19 protein-coding genes are annotated in these 23,064 nt (G+C 61.2%); 7 read left to right on the top strand and 12 right to left on the bottom strand.

The annotated features are described in order from the left end of the window. Position 1: 1 nt before the first annotated feature. From idi to J3U87_RS07350, 5 genes are all read right to left on the bottom strand, one after another. Positions 2 to 583: an isopentenyl-diphosphate Delta-isomerase gene (gene idi / locus J3U87_RS07370; RefSeq protein WP_237382393.1), complete on the bottom strand. Its 582-nt coding sequence runs from the start codon at positions 581 to 583 to the stop codon at positions 2 to 4. Between the two features lie 893 nt (positions 584 to 1,476). After that, positions 1,477 to 1,857, bottom strand: coding sequence for a DsrE family protein (locus tag J3U87_RS07365; protein WP_237382392.1), 381 nt, complete (start codon positions 1,855 to 1,857; stop codon positions 1,477 to 1,479). Positions 1,858 to 1,872: 15 nt separating this feature from the next. Further along, complete coding sequence (locus J3U87_RS07360; RefSeq protein ID WP_237382391.1) at positions 1,873 to 2,280, bottom strand: DsrE/DsrF/TusD sulfur relay family protein; 408 nt, start codon at positions 2,278 to 2,280, stop codon at positions 1,873 to 1,875. A 55-nt stretch (positions 2,281 to 2,335) separates the two neighbouring features. Continuing rightward, positions 2,336 to 2,668: a DsrE family protein gene (locus J3U87_RS07355; RefSeq protein WP_237382390.1), complete on the bottom strand. Its 333-nt coding sequence runs from the start codon at positions 2,666 to 2,668 to the stop codon at positions 2,336 to 2,338. A gap of 918 nt (positions 2,669 to 3,586) precedes the next feature. Beyond that, positions 3,587 to 5,626 (bottom strand): (Fe-S)-binding protein, encoded by a 2,040-nt coding sequence (locus J3U87_RS07350; RefSeq protein ID WP_237382389.1) that lies wholly within the window; start codon positions 5,624 to 5,626, stop codon positions 3,587 to 3,589. Positions 5,627 to 5,803: 177 nt separating this feature from the next. Here J3U87_RS07350 and J3U87_RS07345 point away from each other — a divergent pair, with 177 nt between their 5' ends. From J3U87_RS07345 to J3U87_RS07330, 4 genes are all read left to right on the top strand, one after another. After that, positions 5,804 to 6,442 (top strand): J domain-containing protein, encoded by a 639-nt coding sequence (locus tag J3U87_RS07345; RefSeq protein ID WP_237382388.1) that lies wholly within the window; start codon positions 5,804 to 5,806, stop codon positions 6,440 to 6,442. A 249-nt stretch (positions 6,443 to 6,691) separates the two neighbouring features. Next, the gene (locus J3U87_RS07340) at positions 6,692 to 7,036 is read left to right on the top strand and encodes a c-type cytochrome (protein WP_237382387.1); all 345 of its coding nucleotides are present in this window, start codon (positions 6,692 to 6,694) and stop codon (positions 7,034 to 7,036) included. Then, positions 7,006 to 8,358 carry a cbb3-type cytochrome c oxidase subunit I gene (locus tag J3U87_RS07335; RefSeq protein WP_237382386.1) on the top strand — a complete coding sequence of 451 codons (1,353 nt, stop codon included), beginning with the start codon at positions 7,006 to 7,008 and terminating at the stop codon, positions 8,356 to 8,358. Before J3U87_RS07340 ends, J3U87_RS07335 begins: the two co-directional genes overlap by 31 nt. A gap of 341 nt (positions 8,359 to 8,699) precedes the next feature. After that, complete coding sequence (locus J3U87_RS07330; protein WP_237382385.1) at positions 8,700 to 9,107, top strand: hypothetical protein; 408 nt, start codon at positions 8,700 to 8,702, stop codon at positions 9,105 to 9,107. Positions 9,108 to 9,182: 75 nt separating this feature from the next. On the opposite strand, the gene J3U87_RS07325 is transcribed toward J3U87_RS07330, so the two are convergent. Beyond that, positions 9,183 to 10,274, bottom strand: a complete 1,092-nt coding sequence (locus J3U87_RS07325) for a WD40/YVTN/BNR-like repeat-containing protein (protein ID WP_237382384.1) — start codon at positions 10,272 to 10,274, stop codon at positions 9,183 to 9,185. 21 nt (positions 10,275 to 10,295) lie between these two features. Then, entirely contained in the window at positions 10,296 to 10,568 is a 273-nt protein-coding gene (locus J3U87_RS07320; RefSeq protein ID WP_237382383.1) for a MoaD/ThiS family protein, read from the bottom strand. Positions 10,569 to 10,651: 83 nt separating this feature from the next. Here J3U87_RS07320 and moeB point away from each other — a divergent pair, with 83 nt between their 5' ends. The 3 genes from moeB to J3U87_RS07305 all read left to right on the top strand — a co-directional run bounded on the left by moeB (position 10,652) and on the right by J3U87_RS07305 (position 17,742). Then, positions 10,652 to 11,824, top strand: coding sequence for a molybdopterin-synthase adenylyltransferase MoeB (moeB, locus tag J3U87_RS07315; RefSeq protein WP_420038289.1), 1,173 nt, complete (start codon positions 10,652 to 10,654; stop codon positions 11,822 to 11,824). Positions 11,825 to 11,991: 167 nt separating this feature from the next. Then, positions 11,992 to 16,533: a type I polyketide synthase gene (locus J3U87_RS07310; protein ID WP_237382381.1), complete on the top strand. Its 4,542-nt coding sequence runs from the start codon at positions 11,992 to 11,994 to the stop codon at positions 16,531 to 16,533. Positions 16,534 to 16,563: 30 nt separating this feature from the next. Beyond that, on the top strand, positions 16,564 to 17,742 hold the full coding sequence (locus tag J3U87_RS07305) for a MupA/Atu3671 family FMN-dependent luciferase-like monooxygenase (RefSeq protein ID WP_237382380.1): 1,179 nt from the start codon (positions 16,564 to 16,566) through the stop codon (positions 17,740 to 17,742). A gap of 614 nt (positions 17,743 to 18,356) precedes the next feature. Here the strand turns inward: J3U87_RS07305 and J3U87_RS07300 are convergent. The 5 genes from J3U87_RS07300 to J3U87_RS07280 all read right to left on the bottom strand — a co-directional run bounded on the left by J3U87_RS07300 (position 18,357) and on the right by J3U87_RS07280 (position 21,533). Beyond that, on the bottom strand, positions 18,357 to 18,863 hold the full coding sequence (locus J3U87_RS07300; RefSeq protein WP_237382379.1) for a GNAT family N-acetyltransferase: 507 nt from the start codon (positions 18,861 to 18,863) through the stop codon (positions 18,357 to 18,359). After that, positions 18,860 to 19,150: a type II toxin-antitoxin system TacA family antitoxin gene (locus tag J3U87_RS07295; RefSeq protein ID WP_237382378.1), complete on the bottom strand. Its 291-nt coding sequence runs from the start codon at positions 19,148 to 19,150 to the stop codon at positions 18,860 to 18,862. The genes J3U87_RS07300 and J3U87_RS07295 overlap by 4 nt, the downstream gene beginning before the upstream one ends. A 161-nt stretch (positions 19,151 to 19,311) precedes the next feature. Beyond that, positions 19,312 to 20,367 carry a 6-bladed beta-propeller gene (locus J3U87_RS07290; protein WP_237382377.1) on the bottom strand — a complete coding sequence of 352 codons (1,056 nt, stop codon included), beginning with the start codon at positions 20,365 to 20,367 and terminating at the stop codon, positions 19,312 to 19,314. 192 nt (positions 20,368 to 20,559) lie between these two features. Continuing rightward, positions 20,560 to 20,841, bottom strand: a complete 282-nt coding sequence (locus tag J3U87_RS07285) for a hypothetical protein (RefSeq protein ID WP_237382376.1) — start codon at positions 20,839 to 20,841, stop codon at positions 20,560 to 20,562. Next, positions 20,838 to 21,533: a hypothetical protein gene (locus J3U87_RS07280; RefSeq protein ID WP_237382375.1), complete on the bottom strand. Its 696-nt coding sequence runs from the start codon at positions 21,531 to 21,533 to the stop codon at positions 20,838 to 20,840. Before J3U87_RS07280 ends, J3U87_RS07285 begins: the two co-directional genes overlap by 4 nt. Between the last annotated feature and the right edge of the window lie 1,531 nt (positions 21,534 to 23,064).

Genomic DNA, 23,064 nt, shown 5'->3' with positions numbered 1-23,064 from the left:
GTCACCTCGGTGTCGATGAGTCGGGTGTGCCGTCCAAGATGCGCTGCCAGAATTCGGTGCGGATGCGTTGCCACTCCTGTTGGAACCAGGGCGTGAATCGCTCCGGTTCGGCCGCCATTTCGGTCGTCAGGGATTCGGCATCGACCCATCGAATCGCCGCGATCTCAGCTTCCCACGGAACGGGCGGCGCATCGGTCTTGCCGAAGAACACGTGACACAATTCGTGCTCGCTGCCCGCGGTGCCGAAACGGGCGTGGTACTGGAAGGCGTAGAGTGGTTCGAGCCGGGCCTGCATGCCCAACTCTTCTTGGAGCCGTCGCAGGGTGGCGTCTTCCAACGACTCACCGTGGCGGGGATGGCTGCAACAACTGTTGGACCAGAAATGGGGCCACAGGCGTTTGCTCGCGGCGCGCCGTTGCAGCAGCAACCGATTTCCGGAATCGAAGATGAACACCGAAAAAGCGCGGTGCAGCAGGCCTTCGCCATCGTGGCAGCGCGACTTGGACGCCGATCCCAGCACCTGGTCCCGTGCATCCACCAAATAAAGCTCGTCTTCGATTCCCTCGTCCCGGGTTCCCTGCATGCGCCACTCCTCCGCAGGATTTTACCTCATGCTGCGCGATCGGAGATAAAATCTCGTAGGTGGCGGGGTTTTGTCGCTAAGTTTTTTTTTACCACAGAGTTCCCAGCGTTCACGGAGATGAGCACGCGGAGGTTTGAAGACACAATTTTTCCAAATTAGGAAAGAAACGCCTCGGTGGGCCCTTAGAGGTGAAAGAGGGTTTTGTATGGATCAAATAGACCTGAATCGAGCGGTTCTCGATGGTGCAATCGGAGGCCGAACTCCGCACAACCGGTTGGACTGCAGCGTTTTGTCGCGATGCGTGAGCGGCAGGCCGTCCCCTCCTTTCCGAGTGATGTCTCACTGGTGTCCATCCAGCCAAATCATATTGGCAGTCACGATCTTTCCGTTTCTGGATGGCCCCTAACTGGACCTGAGTTAAACGCCAGCTTCACCTCTCGATCGGCAGTGGCTGTGGGTTCCTTCCCCAGGGAAACCAGAGTAAAACCTGGTTAGTTGTAAAATGTTAATATTTATATATTTGCGTTTTTGAAATCACTGTGCTTTTCGGGTTCTCCCTCGAGACGACGCGATGCATTCAACTCGAGATGGGTCTTGCCGTCGTCCAATCCAAATCAGACAGCCAGGAAAAATCCAAACCAAGAAAAGCAGGGCTATGGTGTTTCTTTTGCGGCCTGCCCAACTGGGTGGTTCCGTCCTCCGCCGGAACGACACCTCCTCAAATGCAGGCGGCAGCGATGCAGGGACGCGTCCCCTCCGCCTCCGCGATCTCCGCGACCTCCGTGGTGGAAATAAAACCAATGCAGTTCAAACCAAGCACGGTCGTGCCCAACCCTCCCCCAAACGATGCCGGCCCAGGCGAGCCGGCACCTCGGGCGATTTCGTGGCTGGAACTACCAGTGCCACACGTGATCGAAGCGATCGAACAGTTGCGGCAGATCACCCGCCGGGATTTTTTCGACGCCGTGGATCAGGCGGTCGTCGGGTAGGCCGCGTTGGGAAGCGTCTTCGGCCACCAGCAGGACCGGAATCCCGGCGGCCACCATGTCCTTGATGTCGCGCACGATGTCCACCGGATTGGTTTGCTTTTTGGCGCCGAAGCTCAGCCCGGACGCGTTTTGACCTTCGACGGCGTAGTTGACGGCGTTGGCGCGCAGCAGTACGGAAACCTCCGCGCCCGCCTTTTTCAGGTTGTGGGACAGCCACAGAATCGTGTCGTCCTGCTCTTCGACCGTCGCGCGATAGGCGGTCTCCACGATGTTCAATACTTTCATGAAAGGCTCCTCAGCTTACTTGGTGGGAATGACCAGCGTCGCGTCGCTGGATTTGGCGAACGCGACGAAATGTGGTGGGCCGCCGCGCACCGGGCCGGGAATCCAGTTCCCGGCGCCCCGTTCGTCGACGCAGAGGCCGCAGTTGATCCACTTCAGCGTGGCGCCCTTGTTTTCGGCGAGCTCGAACAGGGAGCCGATCCACTCTTTGGTGGTGGGGTGATCTTCCTCCTCCAGCGAAGTGCCCTTGACCGGATTGGCGTGGGGCTTCTGATCGGCCATGGTCAGGTTGACGGCGCCTTCGTAGGCGAACACGTTGACGTTGTGACCGCGGGAGAGCGCCTCGTGGATCAGGCGCAACGCGGTGGTGGAGGCGGCCTTCTCGTAGGGCGCGTCCATCAGGGCCAGGGTGAGGGTCTTGCTCATGAGTCGGTACTCCTTCTCTCAGCGTTCCGTGGGCGGTTTCGGGGCGGGACCCCGTTCAGTGCCAGACGGCTTTGGTGTCCGGTTCGAGCAGCAGATCGAGCAGGCGGTCCATGCCGGCGGACTGGACGTGGCTGTCGGTATCGGCCGCACCGATGGCGCGTTCGGCCAGCGAGAAGTCGTCGGCGTAGATGGTGATCCCGGCTTCCGCCAGCTCGCGGAACCGGTCGCTGAATTGGGAACCCTTGCGCGCGGGCAGCACGCCGTTTTGGACGAGGAAGAGCGTGGTCTTGTGGCCGCGTTCCCGCGTGCCCTTGACGAGGTCGGGGAAGTACCGGCTGTCGGCACTGTCGAAGGGATCTCGCGATTCGATGTACAGGTAGGCTGTCATAGGGTGCACATCCTTGCTGGAAGCTTTGCCGGCGCGGGGCGCCGGAGTTTGCGGTTTGCCACGAGGCAAACACGTGCCCGCCGTTGCGGTCCCGAGGCCGCGAGCGGGCCGGGCGAAGGTGGGGGATGGAGGTGATCGGGTGCGGGCCCATCCAGGACCGGAATCGCTGCAGCGTCCCGAGCGGCCTGGCTGGATGGGCCGGGTCTCTGGCGTCGGGTCTCGGCAATGCTCTTGGTTTCGCGTGATTCGCCCAAACCGGGCACCCGACCGCCGAGACCGCACTGCACGGGAGATCAGGCCGGTTCAGAGAACGTCTCTTCGGAAACCGTTGTTCGTTCAGGGGCGCGAGTTGGGGGGATGTCCGGTCTCGCGCGAACCGGTCGAGGCCGGCTCATGCGAGGGCGATCGGGGATCGGTCGTCGGATCACCCGCGTCGCGACCAACGCCTCGGCCGGGTTCCGAACGACCTGGTGGATCCCGTTTCGCGGGACGTTCCCATCAGTGTGATTGTCTTAGGGCTGAATCTAAACTGTGTTGGTTGGGGAACAATGAAATCGAAGGCTTCATGCCGTTTTTTTACAAAGAATCATGGCCTGGGATCTTCGAAAAACGGGCGGATTCACACCCGAACGCTCGTGCTCGACCAGGGCGGAGGCATTGTCCCGCAAGGCCGCGGGGCCCTTATTCGGAATCGGGATCGCCAACGCAAAAAGGGGAGCACCCTGGCTCCCCCGTTTGTTGCCTTGCATGTGGCATTGTCTTTTCGCGAATGCGACGGCGGTCGCGCCCGCAAACCCCAAATCAGCCTGTCTAGGAATCGGGAGACCGGCAACCGAGTGCCGATCCCTACCCGTGCCGGCCGAACGGGGCCACGATCGCTCATGGCCCCGATGGGCGGTGCACCGCGAAACGTGCGCGTTACACCAGCGATTCGGCCACCAGTTCGGCGATATCCTTGGTGTGGATCTCTTCTTCCTTGCCGTGGTGGGCCACCCCGTCCGTCAGCATGATGGTGCAGTAGGGGCAGGCGGTGGCGATCACCTTGGGGCTCTTGGTCAGGGCCTGGTCGACCCGCGTCACGTTGATGCGCGAGCCGATGGTTTCCTCCATCCACATCCGACCGCCGCCGGCACCGCAACACATCGACTGCTCGCGGTTGAAGTCGAATTCCAGCGGGGTGTCCTTGGTGACGCGCTGGATGATGGCGCGCGGCGCTTCGTACTCGTCGTTGTGACGGCCCAGGTAGCAGGGCTCGTGGTAGATGACGCGCTCGAAGTCGGCGTTGACCTTGATCTTGCCCTGCTTCAGCAGGTCGTCGATCAGTTGGGTGTGGTGGATCACTTCGTATTTGCCGTCGAATTCCGGGTATTCGTTCTTCAGCGAGTTGTAGGCGTGGGGATCGCAAGTCACGATTTTGGTGACCTCGTATTCGTTGAGGGTTTCCACGAGCTGCATGGCCAGCATCTGGAACAGCATCTCGTTACCGGCCCGTCGCACACATTCACCGGTCGAGCCCTCTTCCGCGCCGAGGATGGCGAACTTCACCCCGGCCGCCTTGAGGATCTGCACGAAGCTCTTGGCCACCTTCTGGTTGCGCGAGTCGAAAGATTGGGCCGAACCCACGTAGAACAGGTAATCCAGTTCCTTCACCTGCTCCGCGTTTTCCACGACGGGCACGTCCAGTTCCTCGGCCCAATCGCCGCGGGTATCCGAATTGAGGCCCCAGGGGTTGCTGGCGCGTTCGTAGTTGTCGAAGGCGTTCTGCAATTCGTCGGGCACTTCGCCGTCGATCATGACCTTGTACTGGCGCATGCGGTAGAACTTGCCCAGGTGCTCCAGTTCGATGGGGCATGCGGCTTCACAGTAGCCGCAGGTGGTGCAGGCCCACAGGGTGTCCTCGGAAATGATGTCGCCGATCAGCGGCGGCAGCTCGTCTTCCTCGATGTCCGCCTCCGGCTTCAGCAACGTGTCGCGGTGATCCAACAGGTGGTGCTTGATGCTGTCGTTGACCCATTTCAGGGAAAGCGGCTTGTCGGTGAGGAAGGTGGGGCAGGCGTCTTTGCAACGGCCGCACTCGGTGCAGGTGAAGACGTCCAGGCCGTCTTTCCACAGCAAGTCCTTGGCGGTCTGGATGCCCACCTTGAACTCGTCCTCGTCGTCTTCGTCCTCATCGTCGTCGTCATCCTCGTCTTCGTCGAAAAAGGCGCTCAAGTCGGCCGAGGGTACCTTGTTCAAGGGGCCGCGGGCGCTGACGAACAGCGCGGGCAGGGCGGTGACGATGTGGAAGTGCTCGCCCATGGGCAGCAGCACCAGGAAGCTCAGGACGACGACCATTTGGATCCAGTAGAAGCCGTGGTAGCCGATTTCCAGGATGTGTGTGGGGAATCCCGAAAAGGCTTTGCCCAAGGCCCCGCCGATGAAGGCGAAGGAGGCCTCGTGGGCGATGCCTTCGTTGGTGCCGGCGTACAGGGCGAACTTGAAGCCGTCGTAGAGAAAATCGGTGATCATGATGGTCGCGATCAACGACAGGATCAGGATGGCTTCCTTGTTGGGTTCGAGCCGTTTGGGTCGATTGACGAAGCGCCGGTAGAAGGCGTAGAACAGTGCGATGACCACGGCCAGTTCGATGAAATCCTTGAATGCGGCATAGATGCCACCGAGTGTTCCGGGATACACGAAAAACTCATCGAACCCGATGATGAACAGTTGAATCTTGCGAAAGAGCAACGTGGTGAAGCCATAGAATATAACGAAATGCATGAGACCCGGCTTCAGGTCGCCCGAAAGCATGCGCTTCTGCAGAAAGCCCATGGTCACGAGGTTTTTGATGCGCTCGCCGACGTTGTCCCAGCGGACGGACGGTTGCAGGCTTCGCACGATCGAGAGTTTGAGATAGGATAGATATGCGAAACCCGTCAAACTCACAAGCAACAGAAAACTAATTGCAATAGGCTGCATATTGCCTCGCTCCGAAGAAAATAAAAGAATCTCGTTCCAATCCAGACCAATCATAAGTAGGCCTATGATGGGTGTCAAGGCGAATGCCGCATCACGGCATAAGCGGGGAGGGCGCGATGGTCCCTTGTGGGGCATCGTGTTTGGGGCGATGGGAGACTTGCGAATGCGGCGGTGTCGATGACCGATCCCTGCTACGAATTGATTGCCGATCGCGTGAAGCCAAACGATTGGCAGGCCTTCGCGACCGGCCTGGCTCATGGGTTTCAGGGTTTCCCCAGCGAGTGGGCCCTACCGGCCGGATTGGCGGCACGTCTGACCCTGAAGCTTCAATGGCAATACTTCAATCCCGATACCTGCAGCGACATCGGCGAGAAGCGCGCCCGCAGTTGGGCCTACATGGTGTCTTTCCTGGGCGAGGGTTTTCGTCGCAAGTTCGGTTTTTTGCGGGAACGCCTGGGACCGCTGGAATTGGAGCGATGGGACCGCGGCTTCGCCGATTTCGAGACCCTGCTGATGGTGGGCAGCATGGACGAGGCGATGCAGTTGGATTGGCTTTCGACCTTCGACGCCAAGGTCCGGTATGGGCAGTCGAAGCGGGTCAAGGTCATCAAGAGCAAGGGCTTGGGGCTGACCAACGACGTCTTGGGCGTACATCCCCTGATGAACTGGAACGAGATCCGCGCCCGTTACCGGTTCCTGCTGAAAATACACCACCCCGATGTGGGCGGCGACCCGGCGATGACCCAGGCCCTGATTCGGGCTTTCGAGGAGATCAAGGCCGAAATCGAGCGGCGTGAGCGCCGGCGAGGGCATTGAAAAAAGCGCGCCGCCACGACATGGTTTTCCTTGGAGCTGTCGAACGATCGGTCGTCGACGAAGTGGTTTGTCATCCTGTGTTCACGAATAACGACGCCGAAACCGACGAGTTCTCACCCTTTTCCTGCGGATATGATCTAGAATGACTCGATTGTTTGGCAATGTCTTCTTTTTTTGCGTGCACTGGATGGTAACCCTATGAAATCCAGGGTTCTTTTCATACTTTTCTCGCTCTTTGGAGCCTATTCCTTGTTCGTCTACACTCGGGGAACGGAACGGCCGGGACAGGCGCTGTCGGAAACCCAGATGGAGGGCAAGCTCGCCTGGCAGAAGCACAATTGTTCGGCCTGCCACCAGCGCTTCGGGTTGGGCGGTTATATGGGACCGGATTTGACCCGGGCCTATTCGCGCAAGGGTGAAGCTTACCTGAAGGCCGTTCTCGAATTCGGTGTGGGCAACATGCCGAAGCTGGCATTGTCGGACGACGAAATAGATGGGTTGGTCGCCTATATGAAGGCGCTCGACGCATGTGCCCCGCCTGCTCGGGAGGAGGTTACCTTCACATGGTACGGAGTCGTCAAACCACGCGAGTGACGTGGCCAGCCCTCGGATTTGTCTACTTGGGTGTCGGTATCCTGATTGCGACCCTGGCGCTGGGATGCCTGGCGATGTTTCATTTCGCTTTCGCCTCTCCCGGTTCGCGCTTCACGTTCCAGCACAGCAGACCGCTGCACGTCAGCCTGGCGGTTGCCTGGATCTTCGGTACCGTCATCGGCCTGGTCTACGCGGTGCTGCCGAGCGCCACCGGGCGACCGCTCTTTTCCAAGAGATTGGCGGGATTCCACCTGGCCTGGTTTGTCTTTTTCGGACTGGCCATCGTAGTGGCATTGGCTTCGGGCTCGTTCGGCGGGCGGGAATACTGGGCGTTTCCGCCCATTTTTGCTATCGCCATTCTCGTATCCTGGCTCCTGTTCGCAATCAACTTTTTCGGTACCGTCCGACGTGGCAAGGGCCCCTATCCGGTGTATGTGTGGATGTGGATGACGGGGATCCTGGGCTTTTTCTTCACCTACGGCGAATCGTTGTTGTGGATGATCCCCCATTTCAGCGGCAACCCCATTCGGGAGGCCACCGTCCAGTGGAAGTCCTACGGTTCGATGGTCGGCAGTTGGAACATGCTGATCTATGGGACCCAGTTCTACATCATGAAGCAGATCGAAGGCGAGCAGGCCTCGGGTTTCTCCAAAAAGGCGTTTTTCTTCTACTTCCTGAGCTTGACCAACATGATGTTCAATTGGGGGCACCACACCTACCCGGTACCGGGATCCGTGTGGATCGACCACGTCGCCTACGTCATCAGCCTGACCGAATTGGCGTTCTTCGTCAAAATCATCGCCGACTGGTCGAAACGGTTGGATGCGGCCAGGAAGCACCGGCACAACACCAGTTACCGCTTTTTCGTGGCGGCGGAGTGGTGGGGCTACCTCAATTTGGCGCTGGCCCTTCTCATCTCCATCCCGGCGATCAACTGGATGACCCACGGGACCCATATCACGGTGGCCCATGCCATGGGTTCCACCATCGGCATCAACACCATGATCCTCATCGGTGCGGTGAGTTACGTGCTGCACGGCGGGGCCGGCCAGGAACATTTGGGTTGGCAGGTGTCCAAGGGCTTTTGGCTCACCCAGGTCTCCTTGCTGGCATTTTTTCTGAGCCTCGTCGGTGCCGGCGTCTACAACGCCGTCCACGAACAGAGTGAAGTGCAGCACACGATGATTCTATTCCAGTTGAAACCGGTCTTCGGAGCCGCACTCGTCGCGGGACTGGGCATCGCTGCGGGCATGTTCCTGGTGTTGGCCAAGCTGGTCTGGACTCATGCCCGTCATCCCATTCCCCAAACCGAGCCGGTCTGACATCCGAGGCCTTTGACCCGAGCCCGATCGACCGAACGACAGGCGGGGAAGCGGGGGTCGCCATCGGGCGCCCACTGCGTCCAGGCCTCGTTCCGAAGATGTGATTCTATTCTCGCCCGAGTGGGTTCTCATCTAGGGAAGAACGGGCCCGATACGTACCTCCGACCCGCTGGAGTGCGCGGTACTTGTTGGGTTCGGTTTCGGGAGGGACCGCGTGTTTTCCGAAAAACTTCCGGCCTTTTTTCCACCGCCTCGCGGTTAGCAGGCAAAGGCGGGCGGCCCGCGACCGAATCGCGTCGTGTCGTCGCCCGTCCTGACCAAAGCGAACAGTGGAGGATCTCATGTCGGTAACCGGTTTCAAGGTTCAAATTCAGAATCTCACCAATCTGGACATAAGCCTGGTGTCCAGTGGTCCCAACAACTTGGCCACGTTCAATCCCATCGATCAGACGCTAAACCCGGAAGCGCTGTCCCAGGACCAATACGAGGAGGTGGACAGCGGTTCCAACAACGTCGCGGGCGGGTTTAGCGTCAGCTTCACCTTTCCCAACACGGATAACGACAACGTCTACTCGTTTTTCATCATGTTCATGGTGGACAGCAACTACAACGAACATTCGGGCGAAGTGGCGATCATGAACAACGACCTTCCCGCGAGCGGCCCCCGGTACATCGCCTACCTCACGCCTTCGGGTTCCGGTGAATGGACCCAGGGCGACATCAAGATCATCGAATTGCCGTCGAGCTGACGATCTCGGCGCCCAACTCATTTGGCCGGACCGTGCCGTCGGTCCGGCCACCCAGGTCCGCTCAGATGCCGGCGTTCAATTCGCGTACATCCGCACCGAGTACACCGGCGGCAGGTAATTCGCCAAAGTGCGCCAGGACGCGCCCGCATCCGTGGAAAAGAACAGGTTGCCCGTGGTCGACCCGAACATCAGGCTGTCGCCCATGTTGTGAAAGGCATGGCGGTAGACGATGTCGTAGCACAGCTCCTGCGGCAGCCCTTCGCGAAAGGCCGTCCACGTCTTGCCGCCGTCTTCGGTGCGCGACACGCACAGGCTCTGGTCGATGGTCACGCGCGACATGTCGCTGTGGGCCGGCACCACCCAGGCCGTGAGCGGATCGGTTTCGTGGGCGCAGATGGCCCAGCCGAACCGCGCCGGGCCGTCGCTTTGCGAGATCTCCTCCCACGACTCGCCGCCGTTTTCCGAGCGGTAGATGCCGCAGTGATTCTGCTGCCACAGCACCTCGGGTCTCGCCGGGCAATGGGTGATGTAGTGGGGGTCGTGGCCGTATTCGGATTCGGGATTGGGCAGAAACTCGGAAACGATCCCCTTGTTGCGGCCCTCCCAGGTCGCCCCGCCGTCCCGGCTGACGTAGACCCCGCCGACCGACACGGTCAGCGTCAGGTGCCGGGGATCGTCGGGGTGGACGAGAATGCTGCAGATCCCGGCGTTGTCCTTGCCGCCGCCGAACCAGTTCTCGGGACGGCTGGGGTGGTTCCACAGGCTGTCCGCGAACTGGAAGGTGTCGCCGCCGTCGTCGCTGACGAACAGCCCGCCGGGATTGGTACCCAGGTACAGGCGTTGGGGCTGATCGGCGCCGCCCGGTTGGATGTACCAGATCAGTTCGAGTGCGGCGGGCTTGTCGTCCTTCAACATCGCCGTTTCGGGATACTTTGGCGCGGGGATCTCCTGCCAGGTTTGGCCGCCGTCGGTCGAGCGATGGAGTTTCTGACCCCAATGCCCGTGATCGAGCGAGACCCAGATCGTGTCGTTGCGGGCGTCGTAACAGGCGTAGAGCGCGGGAATGCCCTCGAAGGAATGACGGACCATGCGCCAATCGTGGTCCTGGGCGACGAACTGGAACAAACCCTTGCGGGTGCCCAACAACAGGTGCTTCTGCCCAACCATGAAAAACCCCTTTTGCTGCGTTCAGCCCCCCGACAGCGCCTGAACGATGAACACCTTCGCATCGGTGGACAACGCATCGCTAAGGGTTTCCCGGTCCTGGATCATCCGCTCGTTCACGAAGATGTTGACGTGCCTGCGCAACGCACCGCGATCGTCCACGATGTACGAAGCCAGGTGGGGGTGACGAACATCTAGCTCCCGAACCAGATCCGAAACCGTGTCGCTCTGGATTTCTACCGGTTCCAGGTCGGGGAAGAAACGCTTTAAATTGCGTGTGAATTGTACGTGAGCCATGATGTGTATGAGTCTAACCCAGCGAAATCCGATTTGTCATGTGGAACCTGAATACCGAAGGAAAGGGGGCATGCGTGGATGTCTTGAGTCGGGAATTGGCGCGGCGCGCCGCCGAAAGAACCTTGAGCAAGGATGAAAAAAGTCGGTACAGCCGCCATTTGTTGCTGCCCGAGGTGGGCGGCGAGGGCCAGCGCAAGTTGCGCTCGGCGCGGGTGCTGATCATCGGGGCCGGTGGCCTGGGTTCGCCCGTCGCCCTGTACCTGGCCGCGGCGGGCGTGGGTACCCTGGGCCTGGCGGATTTCGATCGGGTGGAGGCCAGCAATCTCCAGCGCCAGATCATTCACGGCCATGCCGATGTGGGTCGCCCCAAGGTGGATTCGGCCCGGGAGCGTATCGAGGGCCTGGATCCCGGCGTCACGGTCACCGTGCACCCGGTCAACGTGACCGGCGAAAACGCGCTCGACCTGATCGAGCAATACGACGTGGTGGTGGACGGCTCGGACAATTTCGCCACGCGATATCTGGTCAACGACTGCTGCGTATTGCTGAACAAGCCCAACGTCCACGGCAGTGTCTTTCGCTTCGAAGGCCAGGCGTCGGTGTTCTACGCGCCCCACGGTCCCTGCTACCGCTGTTTGTTTCCCGAACCGCCACCACCGGGTCACATGCCCAACTGCGCCGAGGGCGGCGTGCTGGGCGTCTTGCCCGGTCAGATCGGCCTGATTCAGGCGACCGAGACCATCAAGCTGATCCTGGGCGTGGGCCGGACCCTCGTGGGTCGGCTGCTGATGTTCGACGCGTTGGGCATGGGGTTCGAGGAATTGAAGATCGGCAAGTGGCGCGACTGTCCCGCCTGCGGCGCGTCGCCCACGATCACCGAGCCGATCGATTACCAGGTCTTTTGCGGCGGGGATGCGGCGGCCGAAGCCCTGGCTCCCGACGAACACCTGTCGGTGACGGCGCTGAAGGAACTGCGCGACCAGGGCGTCGATCACGTCCTGGTGGATGTGCGTTCGCCCGGCGAGGCCGACATCTGCCGCATCGCCGGCAGTCGCCTGATCCCCCAGCGGAAGTTGGCGGAAGCCGTGGGTGACTGGCCGCGGGACCGCCTGCTGGTGGTGCATTGCCGCTCGGGTGTGCGCAGCGCCGAGTCGGTGGTGGCCCTGAAGGAGATGGGCTTCACCCGTGCGCGCAGTTTGGACGGCGGCATTCTGGCCTGGTTGGCGGCCTACGACGACGAACAGCCGGCCTATTGACCACGTCATCGCGATCGATTCGGTGTCTTTGAAAGGTTATCCCGCGTTGGTTTTTCCTGCGCCGACCCAAAGCGAGATCGCAACCCCGATCTCGCTTCACTCCTCCGAGAACTTGCCGCTATACTGAGGGCATCCCCAGACATATCAACGCTCTCGGAGCCAAGGTCATGAGCCACGATCACGAATTGGAATTCAATGGCGGGATTGCCGTCGTCGGTATGGCGTGCCGCTTTCCCGGTGCCAACGATGTACACGCGTTTTGGCGAAATCTGAAGGAGGGCGCCCACGGCATCACCTTTTTCGAAGATGTCGCGGCCGCGGGGTTTCCCGAAGACACGCAGGCCCAGGTGGTGCCCGCGCGGGGCCTTCTGCACGATATCGACGCTTTCGATGCCGAGGCCTTCGGCCTCAGCGCCCGCGATGCCCTCTTGATGGATCCCCAACAACGCCTGCTGTTGGAAACCGCCCAACACGCCCTGGACGACGCCGGTCTCGACCCCGCCGTCGCGGGCCACGGCATGGGCGTGTTCACCGGCGTGGGAAGCGGTTCCTACGTCCAGCGCCTTTGGGACGACCCCGCGATTCGCGCTTCCGCCGGTGCCCTGCAGCTCGAGATCGGCAACGACAAGGATTATTCGGCACCGCGCCTGTCCTATCTCCTGAACTTGAGAGGGCCGAGCGTGCCCGTCCAAACCGCCTGCAGCACCTCGCTCGTGGCCGTGCACATGGCCTGTCAGAGCCTGCTGTCGCGGGAATGCGATACGGCCCTGGCCGGTGGCGCCTCCGTGCCCTACCTGGAGCCCATCGGGTACCTGTACCAGGAAGACGGAATCTACTCGCCGGACGGGTTCTGCCGGACCTTCGACGAAGCGGCGAACGGCACCGTTCCCGGTAGTGGCGTGGGGTTGGTCGTCCTGAAAAGGTTGGAAGACGCCCAGGCCGCCGGTGATCGTATCCTCGCCGTCATCGCCGCGACCGCCATCAACAACGACGGTGCCGACAAGGTCGGCTTCACGGCGCCCAGTGTCGCGGGCCAACGAGACGTGATCGAGGAAGCCCTGGCGGTGGCCGATGCGGATCCCGGTCAGGTGGGCTATGTGGAGGCCCACGGCACGGCGACCAACCTGGGTGATCCCATCGAAATCGAGGCGCTGCGCCAGGCGTTCGGCGGCCTGCCTTCGCGGAGTTGCGCCCTGGGTGCGGTCAAGACCAACATCGGTCACGCCGGGGCCGCCGCGGGCATCGCCGGTTTGATCAAGACCGTGCTCTGCCGGCACCACGACACCCTGGTGCCCAGCTTGCACTTCCACCGTCCCAATCCGAAACTCGAACTGGGACGCGGCCCCTTCTACGTCAATACCGAAACCCGCGAATGGCCGGCGGACAAACCACTTGCCGGGGTCAGTTCCTTCGGCATCGGCGGCACCAACTGCCACCTGGTGTTGGGTCCCGCTCCGGATTCGCCCGACACCGCCCGACCTTCGGCGCGTGCTGCCCAACTCCTGGTCCTTTCGGCCTGCGACGCGGACCCGCTGGTACGACACGCCGCAAGCTTGGCGGGATCCTTGGAGGCACCGGACGCTCCGGATCTCGCCGACGTGGCCTTTTCGCTGAACGGCGCCCGGCGTGGTTTCGACACCCGCTCCTGGGTGGTCGCGTCGAGTCGCGAAGAGGCCGCCGAGCGCTTGCGGGCGGGCACGCTGCCGAAGCGATCCCTCCGCTCGGCCCAAACGCCGGCGGTCGTGTTTTGCTTCTCCGGTCAAGGTGTCTCCGTCGGCGACTGGGGCGCGGAACTCTACCGCGAGGAACCCGTGTTCCGCCAGGCCGCCGACGAAGCGAGCCGTGCCCTGGCCCCCCATTTGGGCTTGGATCTGGCGGCGCGGATGTTCGGTGCCGATCCCGGCCTTCAGGCCCCCAGCCTGTTCCAACCGGCCTTGTTCACTTTGGGTTACGCCCTGGCTTCGACCTGGGTCGGCTTGGGTGTCCAGCCCGCGGCCGTAATGGGCCACAGCGTGGGTGAAATTGCCGCCTCCGTCATTGCGGGTGTCCTGACGCTTTCCGAGGCCGCCGCGTTGATCGCCTGTCGCGGCGCCGAAACCGAACGCCTGCCCTCCGGTTCGATGGTCACCCTCCCGATCTCGGAGTCCGAGGTGGCCGACTGGTTGACCCCGGACCTGTCGCTGGCCGCCGTCAATGCGCCGCGGCTCTGTGTGCTCTCGGGTCTGGCTCCCGCGGTGGAAGCCGTCATGACGCGTGCCAGGGACGCCGGCGTCGAGCCGATCCTTCTGCCCGCCAGCCACGCCTTTCATTCCTCCATGATGGAACCGGCCCTGGCACCGCTCACGCGAACGGCGCGCGCCGTTCGGGCGAAGCCTCCGGAGATCCCCATGGTTTCCGGCCTGAGTGGCACCTGGCTGACCGGCGAGCAGGCGACCGATCCCACGTACTGGGCCGAGCACATGTCCCGTCCCGTTCGCTTTCACGACGGTCTGAACACGGCGGCGACCCTCGAGGGCGCCATTTTTCTGGAGATCGGGCCCGGCCACACCCTGACGCGCCTGGTCTCCCGAATGGGGCAGGGTTCACCACCGGCCCTGGCTTCCCTGGTGCCCGACATGCCCACCGGCCGTTCCTTCCGCGAAGCCTTGGGTGCGCTTTGGGCCCACGGGGTCGACATCGATTGGTATGCCTGGTTCGATGGCGAACGGCGCCGCAAGGTATCGCTTCCCGGGTACCCCTTCGCGCGCCGCTCTTTTTGGGTGGCCGGCCAAGACGATGCGCCCACCCGAGCCCTGTTGGAAACCCGCAGGCCCCTGTCCGAATGGTTTTACCGAGAGGCTTGGAAGCAGGTGACCCTGCCGGTGGATTCGGGCTCCGAGCCAGCCGCTGGACCTGACGGAACCTGGCTGCTCTTCCTTGACGAGGCGCCGTTGGCGGACATCCTGACCGAGCGCCTGAGAGCTATGGGACAGACCGCCCTTCTCGTGCGTCGCGGACCCGCGTTCCGCGATACCGGAGATGGCGTTTTCGAGTTGCATCCGGCCCGAAGCGGGGACTACGAGGCTCTGCTCCAGCATCTGGACCGCGATGGGCGTCGGCCCGACCACGTGATTCACGGTTGGTCGCTCGGCTTCGATGGTCCGGTGTCGGCGAGGAACGTCGACGACGGTCTGGAGCTGGGCTTTTCGAGTTTGGTGCGCCTTGCCAAAGTCTTGGAAGAGAAAGGTTTGTCGCAAGTTCGGCTGGCTGTGGCGACCAGGGGGATGTGGCGCGTCGGTCGCGAGTGGGGCTCGGCCGGATCCTGGCGTGCCTCGCTGCTCGGTGCGATCGAGATCCTGCCGCTCGAGTACGATTGTCTTTCCTGCTGTTGCACCGATGTGGGTGACGCGACGCCCGAAGAGGCCGCAGAGGTGATTTTGGGTCGGTTCGCGGGCGCTTGGGACGACGAAACGTGGGTGCTGGCCCACGGCTTGGTATGGCGGCGCGATGTGGTGCGAGTCCAGGCGCCGGCGCTCCCCGAACGCGTCCTCGACGGCGGTGTCTACCTCGTCGTGAATGCGTTTCAAACATTGGGTTATGCCCTGTGCCGGTGGTTGCAGGAACAGCGTGCGACCGTGGTCCTGGTCGATCGCGCCTTCTTGCCGGAACCGTCCGATTGGGATGATTGGGTTCGCGAGCAGGGCCCGGACGATTGGACCCGTTCCGTCATCGAGAACTTGCGGACGCTGGATCGCCGGTTTTTCGTGAAAACGGCCGCGCCCGACGACGCACGGGCGATGGCGGCCGTCGTCGATGCGGTCGTGCGCGAGCACGGCGCTCTGGACGGTGTGTTCCATTTGGATCGACCCTCTCCGGCGAGTCTGTTCCAGCGAAAGTCCGCGGCGGACCCGGCCCCGATCCTCGCCGACAAGATGCGTGAGACCTACGTCCTGGCCGAGGCCTTTTCAGACCTGGATCTCTGGGTGACGTTCACCGCCAACCGGGACGAGGGTGGCGGCATCGGTCAGTCGGAGCAACTGGCGGGTTACGCCTTCCAGCACGCGTTTGCGGAGGGTCTCCCGCACAGCGTGGCCCGCCGTAGCCTGGTCGTCGAGTGGGGTTTGTCCGCGCAGCTCGAAGGGGAGCGGGACGGCGCCGGCTGGATCGGCCGACAACTGCGCGACAAGCAGGCGCGTTTCGGTCTGGAACCCTCGGATTGCCTGGAGATCCTGGCGCGGCTGTTGGCCTCCGATTGGCCGCACGCGGTCGTGTCGACGCGCGACTACGGCGCGGTTCTCGCGCAGCGAAAGCGGTTCACGGCGAGGTACTTCAAGGATCAGGCAACGGCGACGGCGGTCACCGAGCGGCCCGCGTTGACGACCGAGTACGTCGCGGCCCGCAACGATGTGGAGCGCCTGCTGGTGGAGTTGTGGGAAGCGGCCTTCGCCGTACGACCGGTGGGCGCACAGGACGATTTCTTCGAGCTGGGCGGCCATTCGCTTCTGGCGGTGGATCTGTTGGCCAACATGGGCAAGGTGTTTTCGGTGAACATCAGCTTGGAGAACCTGTTCGCCAATCCCACCATCGCCGCCCTCGGGCGGGTGCTGTCGGGCGACGAGTTGGAGGTCGAGGATGCGGCAGGGATGGAAGACCTTTTGGATCACATCGAAGGTCTTTCGCCGGAGGAACTCGAGGCCATGTTGGCGGAAGTGGAGAACGAAGATTCCTAAGTTTTGGGTTCGCGGGGAAAGGAGAGCCACATGGATCTGCAGGAGCGCTTGGCGCAATTGACGCCCGAGCAGCGGCGCAAGCTGGCGGCCAAGCTGGCGGACGCCAAAAAGGCGAAGGCGGATGAAGCCGACGTGGTGATGGATTTCACGCTGTTCTTTTTCTCGGCCAACGGACGCGACACCGGTGGCGACCCCTACGGATTGCTGCTGGAGGCCGCCCGCTTCGGCGATGGCCATGGCTTCAAGGCGATTTGGACACCGGAGCGCCATTTCGGCGATTTCGGCGGGCTCTACCCCAACCCCACCGTGCTGGCGGCAGCGCTGGCCATGGTCACCAAGCGCATGCAACTGCGTGCGGGCAGCCTGGTGTTGCCGCTACACCATCCGATTCGGGTCGCGGAGGACTGGTCGGTCATCGACAACCTCTCGGGCGGCCGGGCCGCGATTTCCTTCGCGACGGGCTGGCACACCCACGACTACGTCATCGATCCCGCGGCCTTCCGCGATCGCCGCGAAACCCTGTTTCGCCACATCGAGGTGGTTCGGCGCCTGTGGTCGGGCGAGCGGGTCACCCTGCCCGGTGTGGACGGCGCGCCCACGCCGGCGGCCACGCTGCCGCGACCGGTGCAGGACACGTTGCCGATTTGGGTGACCGCCACCTCACCGGCCACCTGGGAGCGGGCCGGTGCCATCGGGGCCAATATCCTGACGGCCCTGATCGCCATGGAGGCCGATCAATTGGGCGAACTGGTTCGGCGCTACCGCCAGACCCGCGCGAAACACGGGCACGATCCGCGCAAAGGCGTCGTATCGCTCATGCTGCACACTTACATCGGCGACGACCGCGAAGCCGTCAAAAATCTGGTGCGCGACCCCATGAAACGGTACCTGTCGCAATATCTCGATCAGTTCCGAGCCATGGGCGATCCGGCCGGTGACAGCCGCGACGAGGACACCCTGTTGGGTTTTGCCTTCGAGCGCTACTTCCGCGATCGCTCCCTGATGGGCACGGTGGAAGGGTGCGCGGCCACGATTCGGCGAATGCAGGCGCTCGGGGTCGACGAAGTGGCCTGCCTGCTGGATTTCGGCCTGGACCGCGACACAGTCATGGCCGGTTTGGCGAGGTTGAACGATTTGCGCCAAGCCTTCGCCCCTGGTGCGAGCGGCTCGGCGCACGACCTGGCTCCCAGCATGTCCGAAAACCCGTGAATGCTCATTTAAAACGAATCCGTTTGGAGTACCCGAATGCCGAGAGATTCGTCGTGCCAGGTAAGGACAGCAGGGGCGGTAAGCCCGCCGGATGTACTTTTCGAAGCTATCCATCCCGGCAGTGCCCGCATACCCAGAGTGCCGTCCTGCCAGGTAGGTTCATCGGCCCGATGAACATTTCGAAATGACCCCTGTGAGGAGTTCCCGCAGGCTTCGAGGGTCGGAACGGCAGCAAGTTGGCCACGGCCGGTGGCAGGGGCGGTAAGCCGGCCCCGGCCGACATTTCGAAGCGGCCCAGGCTTCGCAAGATAGAGTGATAAAAAGAGCGAAGCAGATAAGTCGGGCTTCCAGATCTCTCGATGGCAATTATTATCCCTGCTCAGCCTGCAGGCTTTGCGTCTCTTACGCGCATACGGGCTCTCCGAATCGGCTCGCATTGCGTTGTTTCTTTCCCGAAATCGAGCGGGTTTGCCCGCTGGTCCGCGACTCTCTGAAACAATTTGGTGCATTCAACCTGAGATGGGTCTTGCCGTCGTCGAACCTGCATCATGAAACTTGGAAGAATCGAAACTAGGAAACTAGCCAGACTCTAAGAAATCGGATCACGGCCACTGTCAATTGCCACTTGATTGCCAGGATTTGAGCGGAAGGAACAACCGACGGCTATCCGAACAAAGCGACGAAAACCCGAAGGATTCATAGAAGCGTTGCGCTCGCTCGTCTATGGCGTCCACGACCATTGCGTAAATGGCGATGTCATCGCTTACAGACAGGATTCGTTTAATGGCGTCCACCAGCAACATTGTGCCCACACCTTGCCTCTGGGCTACTTGGTTGACAGCCAGCCTACCGAGCAGTGCTACCGGCACAGGATGTCGGGGTAGTTTTCGGGCTAAGTTTTCCGGCAACTGATCGAGTTCAATCGACAGAGAAGAAAGCGTGTAGAAACCCATGATGGTTGTGGCGTTTCCCACCTCCGTCGCTATGAACACCCGGCTGACACGGCGTTTGACATCCTGGCCAGCCTGTTTTTGGATGTAGTTATCCAGTGAGGGAACCCCGCATTGAAAGCCTGCTCTGTCGTGCCTTCGATCGAGCGGTTCTATGATCAGATCAGTCATTTGCTGGTGACGCGCCGGCCATGTTCCTCGAGCGCATCTGTCAATTTTTGATTGAAGCAGGCTGGCTTGGTCAATGCGTTGAAGAACGCTTCGGAATCTCGAGAATTCAGGCGCATGACTTCGTGTTTTTGAATTGTTTTCTCCGCGCACGCCAATGCACTGGTGAGGATAAAATTGCTGACTGTCTTGCCCTCGAAATCGGCGGCGCGCTCCAACAGCAGCTTTGCGTCCGATCTCAGGCGTAGGTTAATACGTTCCTGCTTGGTTTCTGCTGTTGAGTTCGTCATGCAGGTCCTCCATCGAAAGTATATCGAAAAACGTACGTCAAAATGGTGCCTTCGTCAACGGTGGGACGACACAAGAGATCTGGGAGCATGGGTGCAATCGGTTTTGTCAATGAGGGGTCCGGAGCGACATCGAGCACTTCAGCGGGACCCCTTCCCGCTGATCACAGCCGCGGCGGTGCGGCCAGGCGGCCGACGCGGAGGATCAGGTTCCATCGATCCGCGTTGTCCTCGGTCCAGCCACCCTCTTTCAACAGCGCGTAATCGTAGGCATTGAAATGGTGTTTCTTCTCGTTTTCGGGGAGCACGCTCACGATGCGCGTGCCCCAACCGTCGTGGACCGTCGGCATCGTGGCCAGGTCGAGGTCGAGGACGATTTCCTCACCGGCATAGGTGAACAGGTCGACTTTGGCATTCATGTCCACCATCACGAAGGGATCCAGCGGGTGAATGCGCACCGGGAGCCTGGCTGTCAACAGCTCGCGAAATCGCTGGGTGTCGCCCCGCTTGAAATCGTGCCACCATGCCTCGTTCAATCCGCCCCTGCGACGCCGGTTGACCTGTTTGACGAGGTTCCCCGACCCGTCGTAGAGGTCGATGTGCGCGGTGTAGGGTTCACCTGCCCACAGGGTATCGCCCACCAGGGCCATGGCTCGGTAATCCCAACTGCCACCGAGGCGCATCGACGCCTTGGATCGCGGTTGGAGCAGGGCGAGGACGGTCGGACGCGCGTCGGCGTGGTCGACGATGACGGCCTGGTAGGGTCCGGTGCTGGCGGAGATACCCACCGCGTGAATCCTGTGTGGATCGCGCCAGCGGAAGGCCGTGCCCGAGACGAACCCCAGTCGATGCTGCCGGATATCCAATTCGCGAACGAACCGGCCATCGACCGAATAGACCAGGATCGAGGCGCGGGCGGCATCCATCACCGCAACCTGGCCGTCGTAGGCCCGTGAAAGCGAAAGCGCCTCGACATACTCGCCCGGACCCTCGCCCTTGGCGCCCAGCATCCCCACGAAGGTGCCGTCGTCCTCGAACACCTGGACGGCGGCGGTGGCGCCGTCCAGAATGAACCAGCGACGTCCCTGGTACAGGATGTCCAAGGGGTCGCCGATCGACGCCTCGGGACGCCGGTCGAGGAACACGAGCCGTTCGGGCGGGAACAGCTCGGCCACGTAGCGAACCCGTTCGGCGTAGGCGACCACCTGGGGATCCTGCATGGGTGCTCGGTCGGGTGCTCGAGATGCCGGACGAAGGTCTCCCTTCACCGGCTCCAGGGCAATGGTCGGCTTCGATGGGGAAGGGACTCCATCTTCGGGAAAAACGGAGCAACCCAAGAGGGCCATGGACAGGCAAAAGACGACGCCGATCCTTGTGGTGTGAACGCGATTCATGGGCGATCCTGTCGGCGCTCAAGGCCAATCGTCATTCAGTTCACAGCCAGGATCGCTGTCGCCGTTGCACTCGATCGAGCCACCGATCACCACGCACTCGGTGAGGTCGGTGCATCCGGTCGTGACACAGAAATCGGGGTAATAGGTGGGTTCGCAATAGTATTTTGTGCCGTAGCACCGAATTCCGTGCAATGTCAGGTGACAGGGGCGAAAGCTTTGTTTGCGTCCGTGGTTCCATTCGAACGCCAGCGCGTTGGATGTGGACATCAGGATGAGCAGGACGGCTATCAAACATTTCATCGAAACGTAACTCCTCTTGGCTTTTTGGGAAGGTCAAAAAAGGTCGCGTCGAGCGTGGGATTGATTTCCAAATCGACCAGGTGATATTCGCGGACCGAAGTGGCCGTGACTTTCCGGTATGCACTCGGAAACAAGACCCCATCGAAGTCGCGATAGGCGTCGTAGTAATACCGCGTCTCTCGCGCTCCGATCGTTCTCACCTTCGAGACGATCAGTGCGGACCGCACATCGATCCAGTAGGTCGCGCGGTATCCGTTGGGGTACGTGGCTTCCAGGCGATCGCACAGCGAGGCCTCCACCTGCTCGCGACCAACCCACTCGATCCGAATCCCCTTTTGTCGCGTGCGGAGGAAGGGGCCCTCCAAGTCGGCTTCGGCTTCGTATACCGCGTTTTGTTCCGTGGGCATGAGTTTGGGAAAGGGCGTGCTCGCCTCGCCGTGTTCATAACTCGCGTCGGTCCCGTCAAACCGCCAGACCCGAGAGCCGCCTGCCCCCAGCTCCTCCATATAGAGGTGATGAGGTCTCCGATAGATAAACGTGGCCAGTCGCTCGCGATCGCCTTCGCCGTGAAGGTACAGTATCCGAATCGCCTGAATTTCGGACCAACGATCGCCGCCAATGGCCGCGCGGTGGCGGGTGAGTAGACTCGCGATTTCGGTCGTGGGATTTGGGCCCGAAAGGGGCTCACCCATGCCCGTTTGCGCATTGAATTCTTTTGAACCTACCGGGGCGAACAAAGGCGATTTGATATGGAATTGAACATATAGATAAAAACAGATCAACACGGGCACGATTTGGCTCCGGTTTCTCTGCGAATGACGAGCTGAAATATCCGATTTTGCAACTTGAATCTCGCTAATTTGGTTTCGAGCGGAATGCGGTGCACAGATCGTCGGATCTGCCACGCTTCTGGGTTGGTTCGTTCGCTTTGTGGCCTCATGCCATGGTGGGTGTCACCGGTGCGATCGGTTGGGGCCGCGCCGCACCCATCTGGTCCCACGATTCAGTACCGAACGAATCGAAACCGGATCGTGGACGAGCCTGAGAAAACAAAGATCCGAGAAAACGCGATCGATTGATTCGTGATGAGTTTGATCGCGCGAATTGGATTATATACATTTTCTCGAAAAAACAGAGTGTTTTGTCATGTGTCTTGGGCGGGTAAAATCTGTTTCGCTTGGTAATGGTCTGATACTCAAGGGATTGTGCTGGGATCGGGCGTGTCCGCCCCGGAGTTGGACAGGCGCCAAAGGGGTGGTCTTTCATCCCGATCAGCGGTGACTCACTTGAAACAGGGTGATGCATTCAACCTGAGACGGGTCTTGCCGTCGTCGAATCTTCATCAAGAAACCCGGAAGAACCGAAACCAGGAAAAGCATGGTCCTGGCGTGCCACCAAAGGCCTCTTCTTTCCTGGTTTCCGATGTTCATGGGTTCCTGCGTTATTTTTCAGAAGGAGGGTCCAGGGTTCTTTGTCGGAAACGAAGCCTTTTAAATTCGAAGGTGAGGTTGGAAAAATAAGTGGGTGAATGTTTGGGGAGTTCGCCAGAAAAGTCGGGCCGGCGGCCATACCGGCCGTGCTCAACCTCCTGCGGCGACGCCCTCTCGGAGATGCGGAAAATCCTAGATGATGGGCTTCGATTGGTGGAGCAAGCAGGCCTGGGCGGCCCCCTCACCTACAGGCGTTACGATCCTCTTAGGGATGCGGGAACTCCGCGATCTCAGCATTCACTTGGGTAACAAACGCTCCAAAATGCGAAAACAGGATAGGAATCCTGAATGGGTGCATTGGTTGGAAAATTCGTCAAAATGTCGGCCCAGCGCCCTGGACAGGTACGGCCGGTATGGCCGTGCACGACGCCCCTCTCGGGGATGCGGAAACTCCTAGATGATGGGCTTCGATTGGTGGAGCAAGCTGCTCCACCTACAGGCCCGACACCGCTCTGGAGATGCGGGGACCTTGGATTTTACGGCTTCCGATTGGGGGCGTGAGGGGAATGATCGGCTTCGCTCTTTGGCGCAATTGATTGCTGTTGCTTGGGTTACTTCGGCGCGTCGGCCCAGCGGGCCAACCTACAGGCCCGACGCCCCTCTGGAGATGCGGGGAGTTTGGATTTTGCGACCTTGCTGGTGTTCTATAGGGGAGAAAACCGGCTTCGCTCTTTGGCGCAATTGATTGTCGCTGCTTGAGTTGCTTCGATTGTTGGAGCAAGCAGGCCAGGGC

Source organism: Sulfidibacter corallicola, from assembly GCF_017498545.1.
Taxonomy (GTDB): Bacteria; Acidobacteriota; Holophagae; order Acanthopleuribacterales; family Acanthopleuribacteraceae; genus Sulfidibacter; species Sulfidibacter corallicola.
The sequence above is the reverse complement of the archived record's forward strand: the minus strand, read 5'-3'. Positions and strand labels throughout refer to the sequence as shown.

What these genes read in the sequence shown, in the direction of transcription:
- idi (WP_237382393.1), bottom strand. Translation starts at nt 583, where the DNA reads ATGCAGGGAACCCGGGACGAGGGAATCGAAGACGAGCTTTATTTGGTG.
- J3U87_RS07365 (WP_237382392.1), bottom strand. Translation starts at nt 1,857, where the DNA reads ATGAAAGTATTGAACATCGTGGAGACCGCCTATCGCGCGACGGTCGAA.
- J3U87_RS07360 (WP_237382391.1), bottom strand. Translation starts at nt 2,280, where the DNA reads ATGAGCAAGACCCTCACCCTGGCCCTGATGGACGCGCCCTACGAGAAG.
- J3U87_RS07355 (WP_237382390.1), bottom strand. Translation starts at nt 2,668, where the DNA reads ATGACAGCCTACCTGTACATCGAATCGCGAGATCCCTTCGACAGTGCC.
- J3U87_RS07350 (WP_237382389.1), bottom strand. Translation starts at nt 5,626, where the DNA reads ATGCAGCCTATTGCAATTAGTTTTCTGTTGCTTGTGAGTTTGACGGGT.
- J3U87_RS07345 (WP_237382388.1), top strand. Translation starts at nt 5,804, where the DNA reads ATGACCGATCCCTGCTACGAATTGATTGCCGATCGCGTGAAGCCAAAC.
- J3U87_RS07335 (WP_237382386.1), top strand. Translation starts at nt 7,006, where the DNA reads ATGGTACGGAGTCGTCAAACCACGCGAGTGACGTGGCCAGCCCTCGGA.
- J3U87_RS07330 (WP_237382385.1), top strand. Translation starts at nt 8,700, where the DNA reads ATGTCGGTAACCGGTTTCAAGGTTCAAATTCAGAATCTCACCAATCTG.
- J3U87_RS07325 (WP_237382384.1), bottom strand. Translation starts at nt 10,274, where the DNA reads ATGGTTGGGCAGAAGCACCTGTTGTTGGGCACCCGCAAGGGTTTGTTC.
- J3U87_RS07320 (WP_237382383.1), bottom strand. Translation starts at nt 10,568, where the DNA reads ATGGCTCACGTACAATTCACACGCAATTTAAAGCGTTTCTTCCCCGAC.
- J3U87_RS07310 (WP_237382381.1), top strand. Translation starts at nt 11,992, where the DNA reads ATGAGCCACGATCACGAATTGGAATTCAATGGCGGGATTGCCGTCGTC.
- J3U87_RS07305 (WP_237382380.1), top strand. Translation starts at nt 16,564, where the DNA reads ATGGATCTGCAGGAGCGCTTGGCGCAATTGACGCCCGAGCAGCGGCGC.
- J3U87_RS07300 (WP_237382379.1), bottom strand. Translation starts at nt 18,863, where the DNA reads ATGACTGATCTGATCATAGAACCGCTCGATCGAAGGCACGACAGAGCA.
- J3U87_RS07295 (WP_237382378.1), bottom strand. Translation starts at nt 19,150, where the DNA reads ATGACGAACTCAACAGCAGAAACCAAGCAGGAACGTATTAACCTACGC.
- J3U87_RS07290 (WP_237382377.1), bottom strand. Translation starts at nt 20,367, where the DNA reads ATGCAGGATCCCCAGGTGGTCGCCTACGCCGAACGGGTTCGCTACGTG.
- J3U87_RS07285 (WP_237382376.1), bottom strand. Translation starts at nt 20,841, where the DNA reads ATGAAATGTTTGATAGCCGTCCTGCTCATCCTGATGTCCACATCCAAC.
- J3U87_RS07280 (WP_237382375.1), bottom strand. Translation starts at nt 21,533, where the DNA reads ATGGGTGAGCCCCTTTCGGGCCCAAATCCCACGACCGAAATCGCGAGT.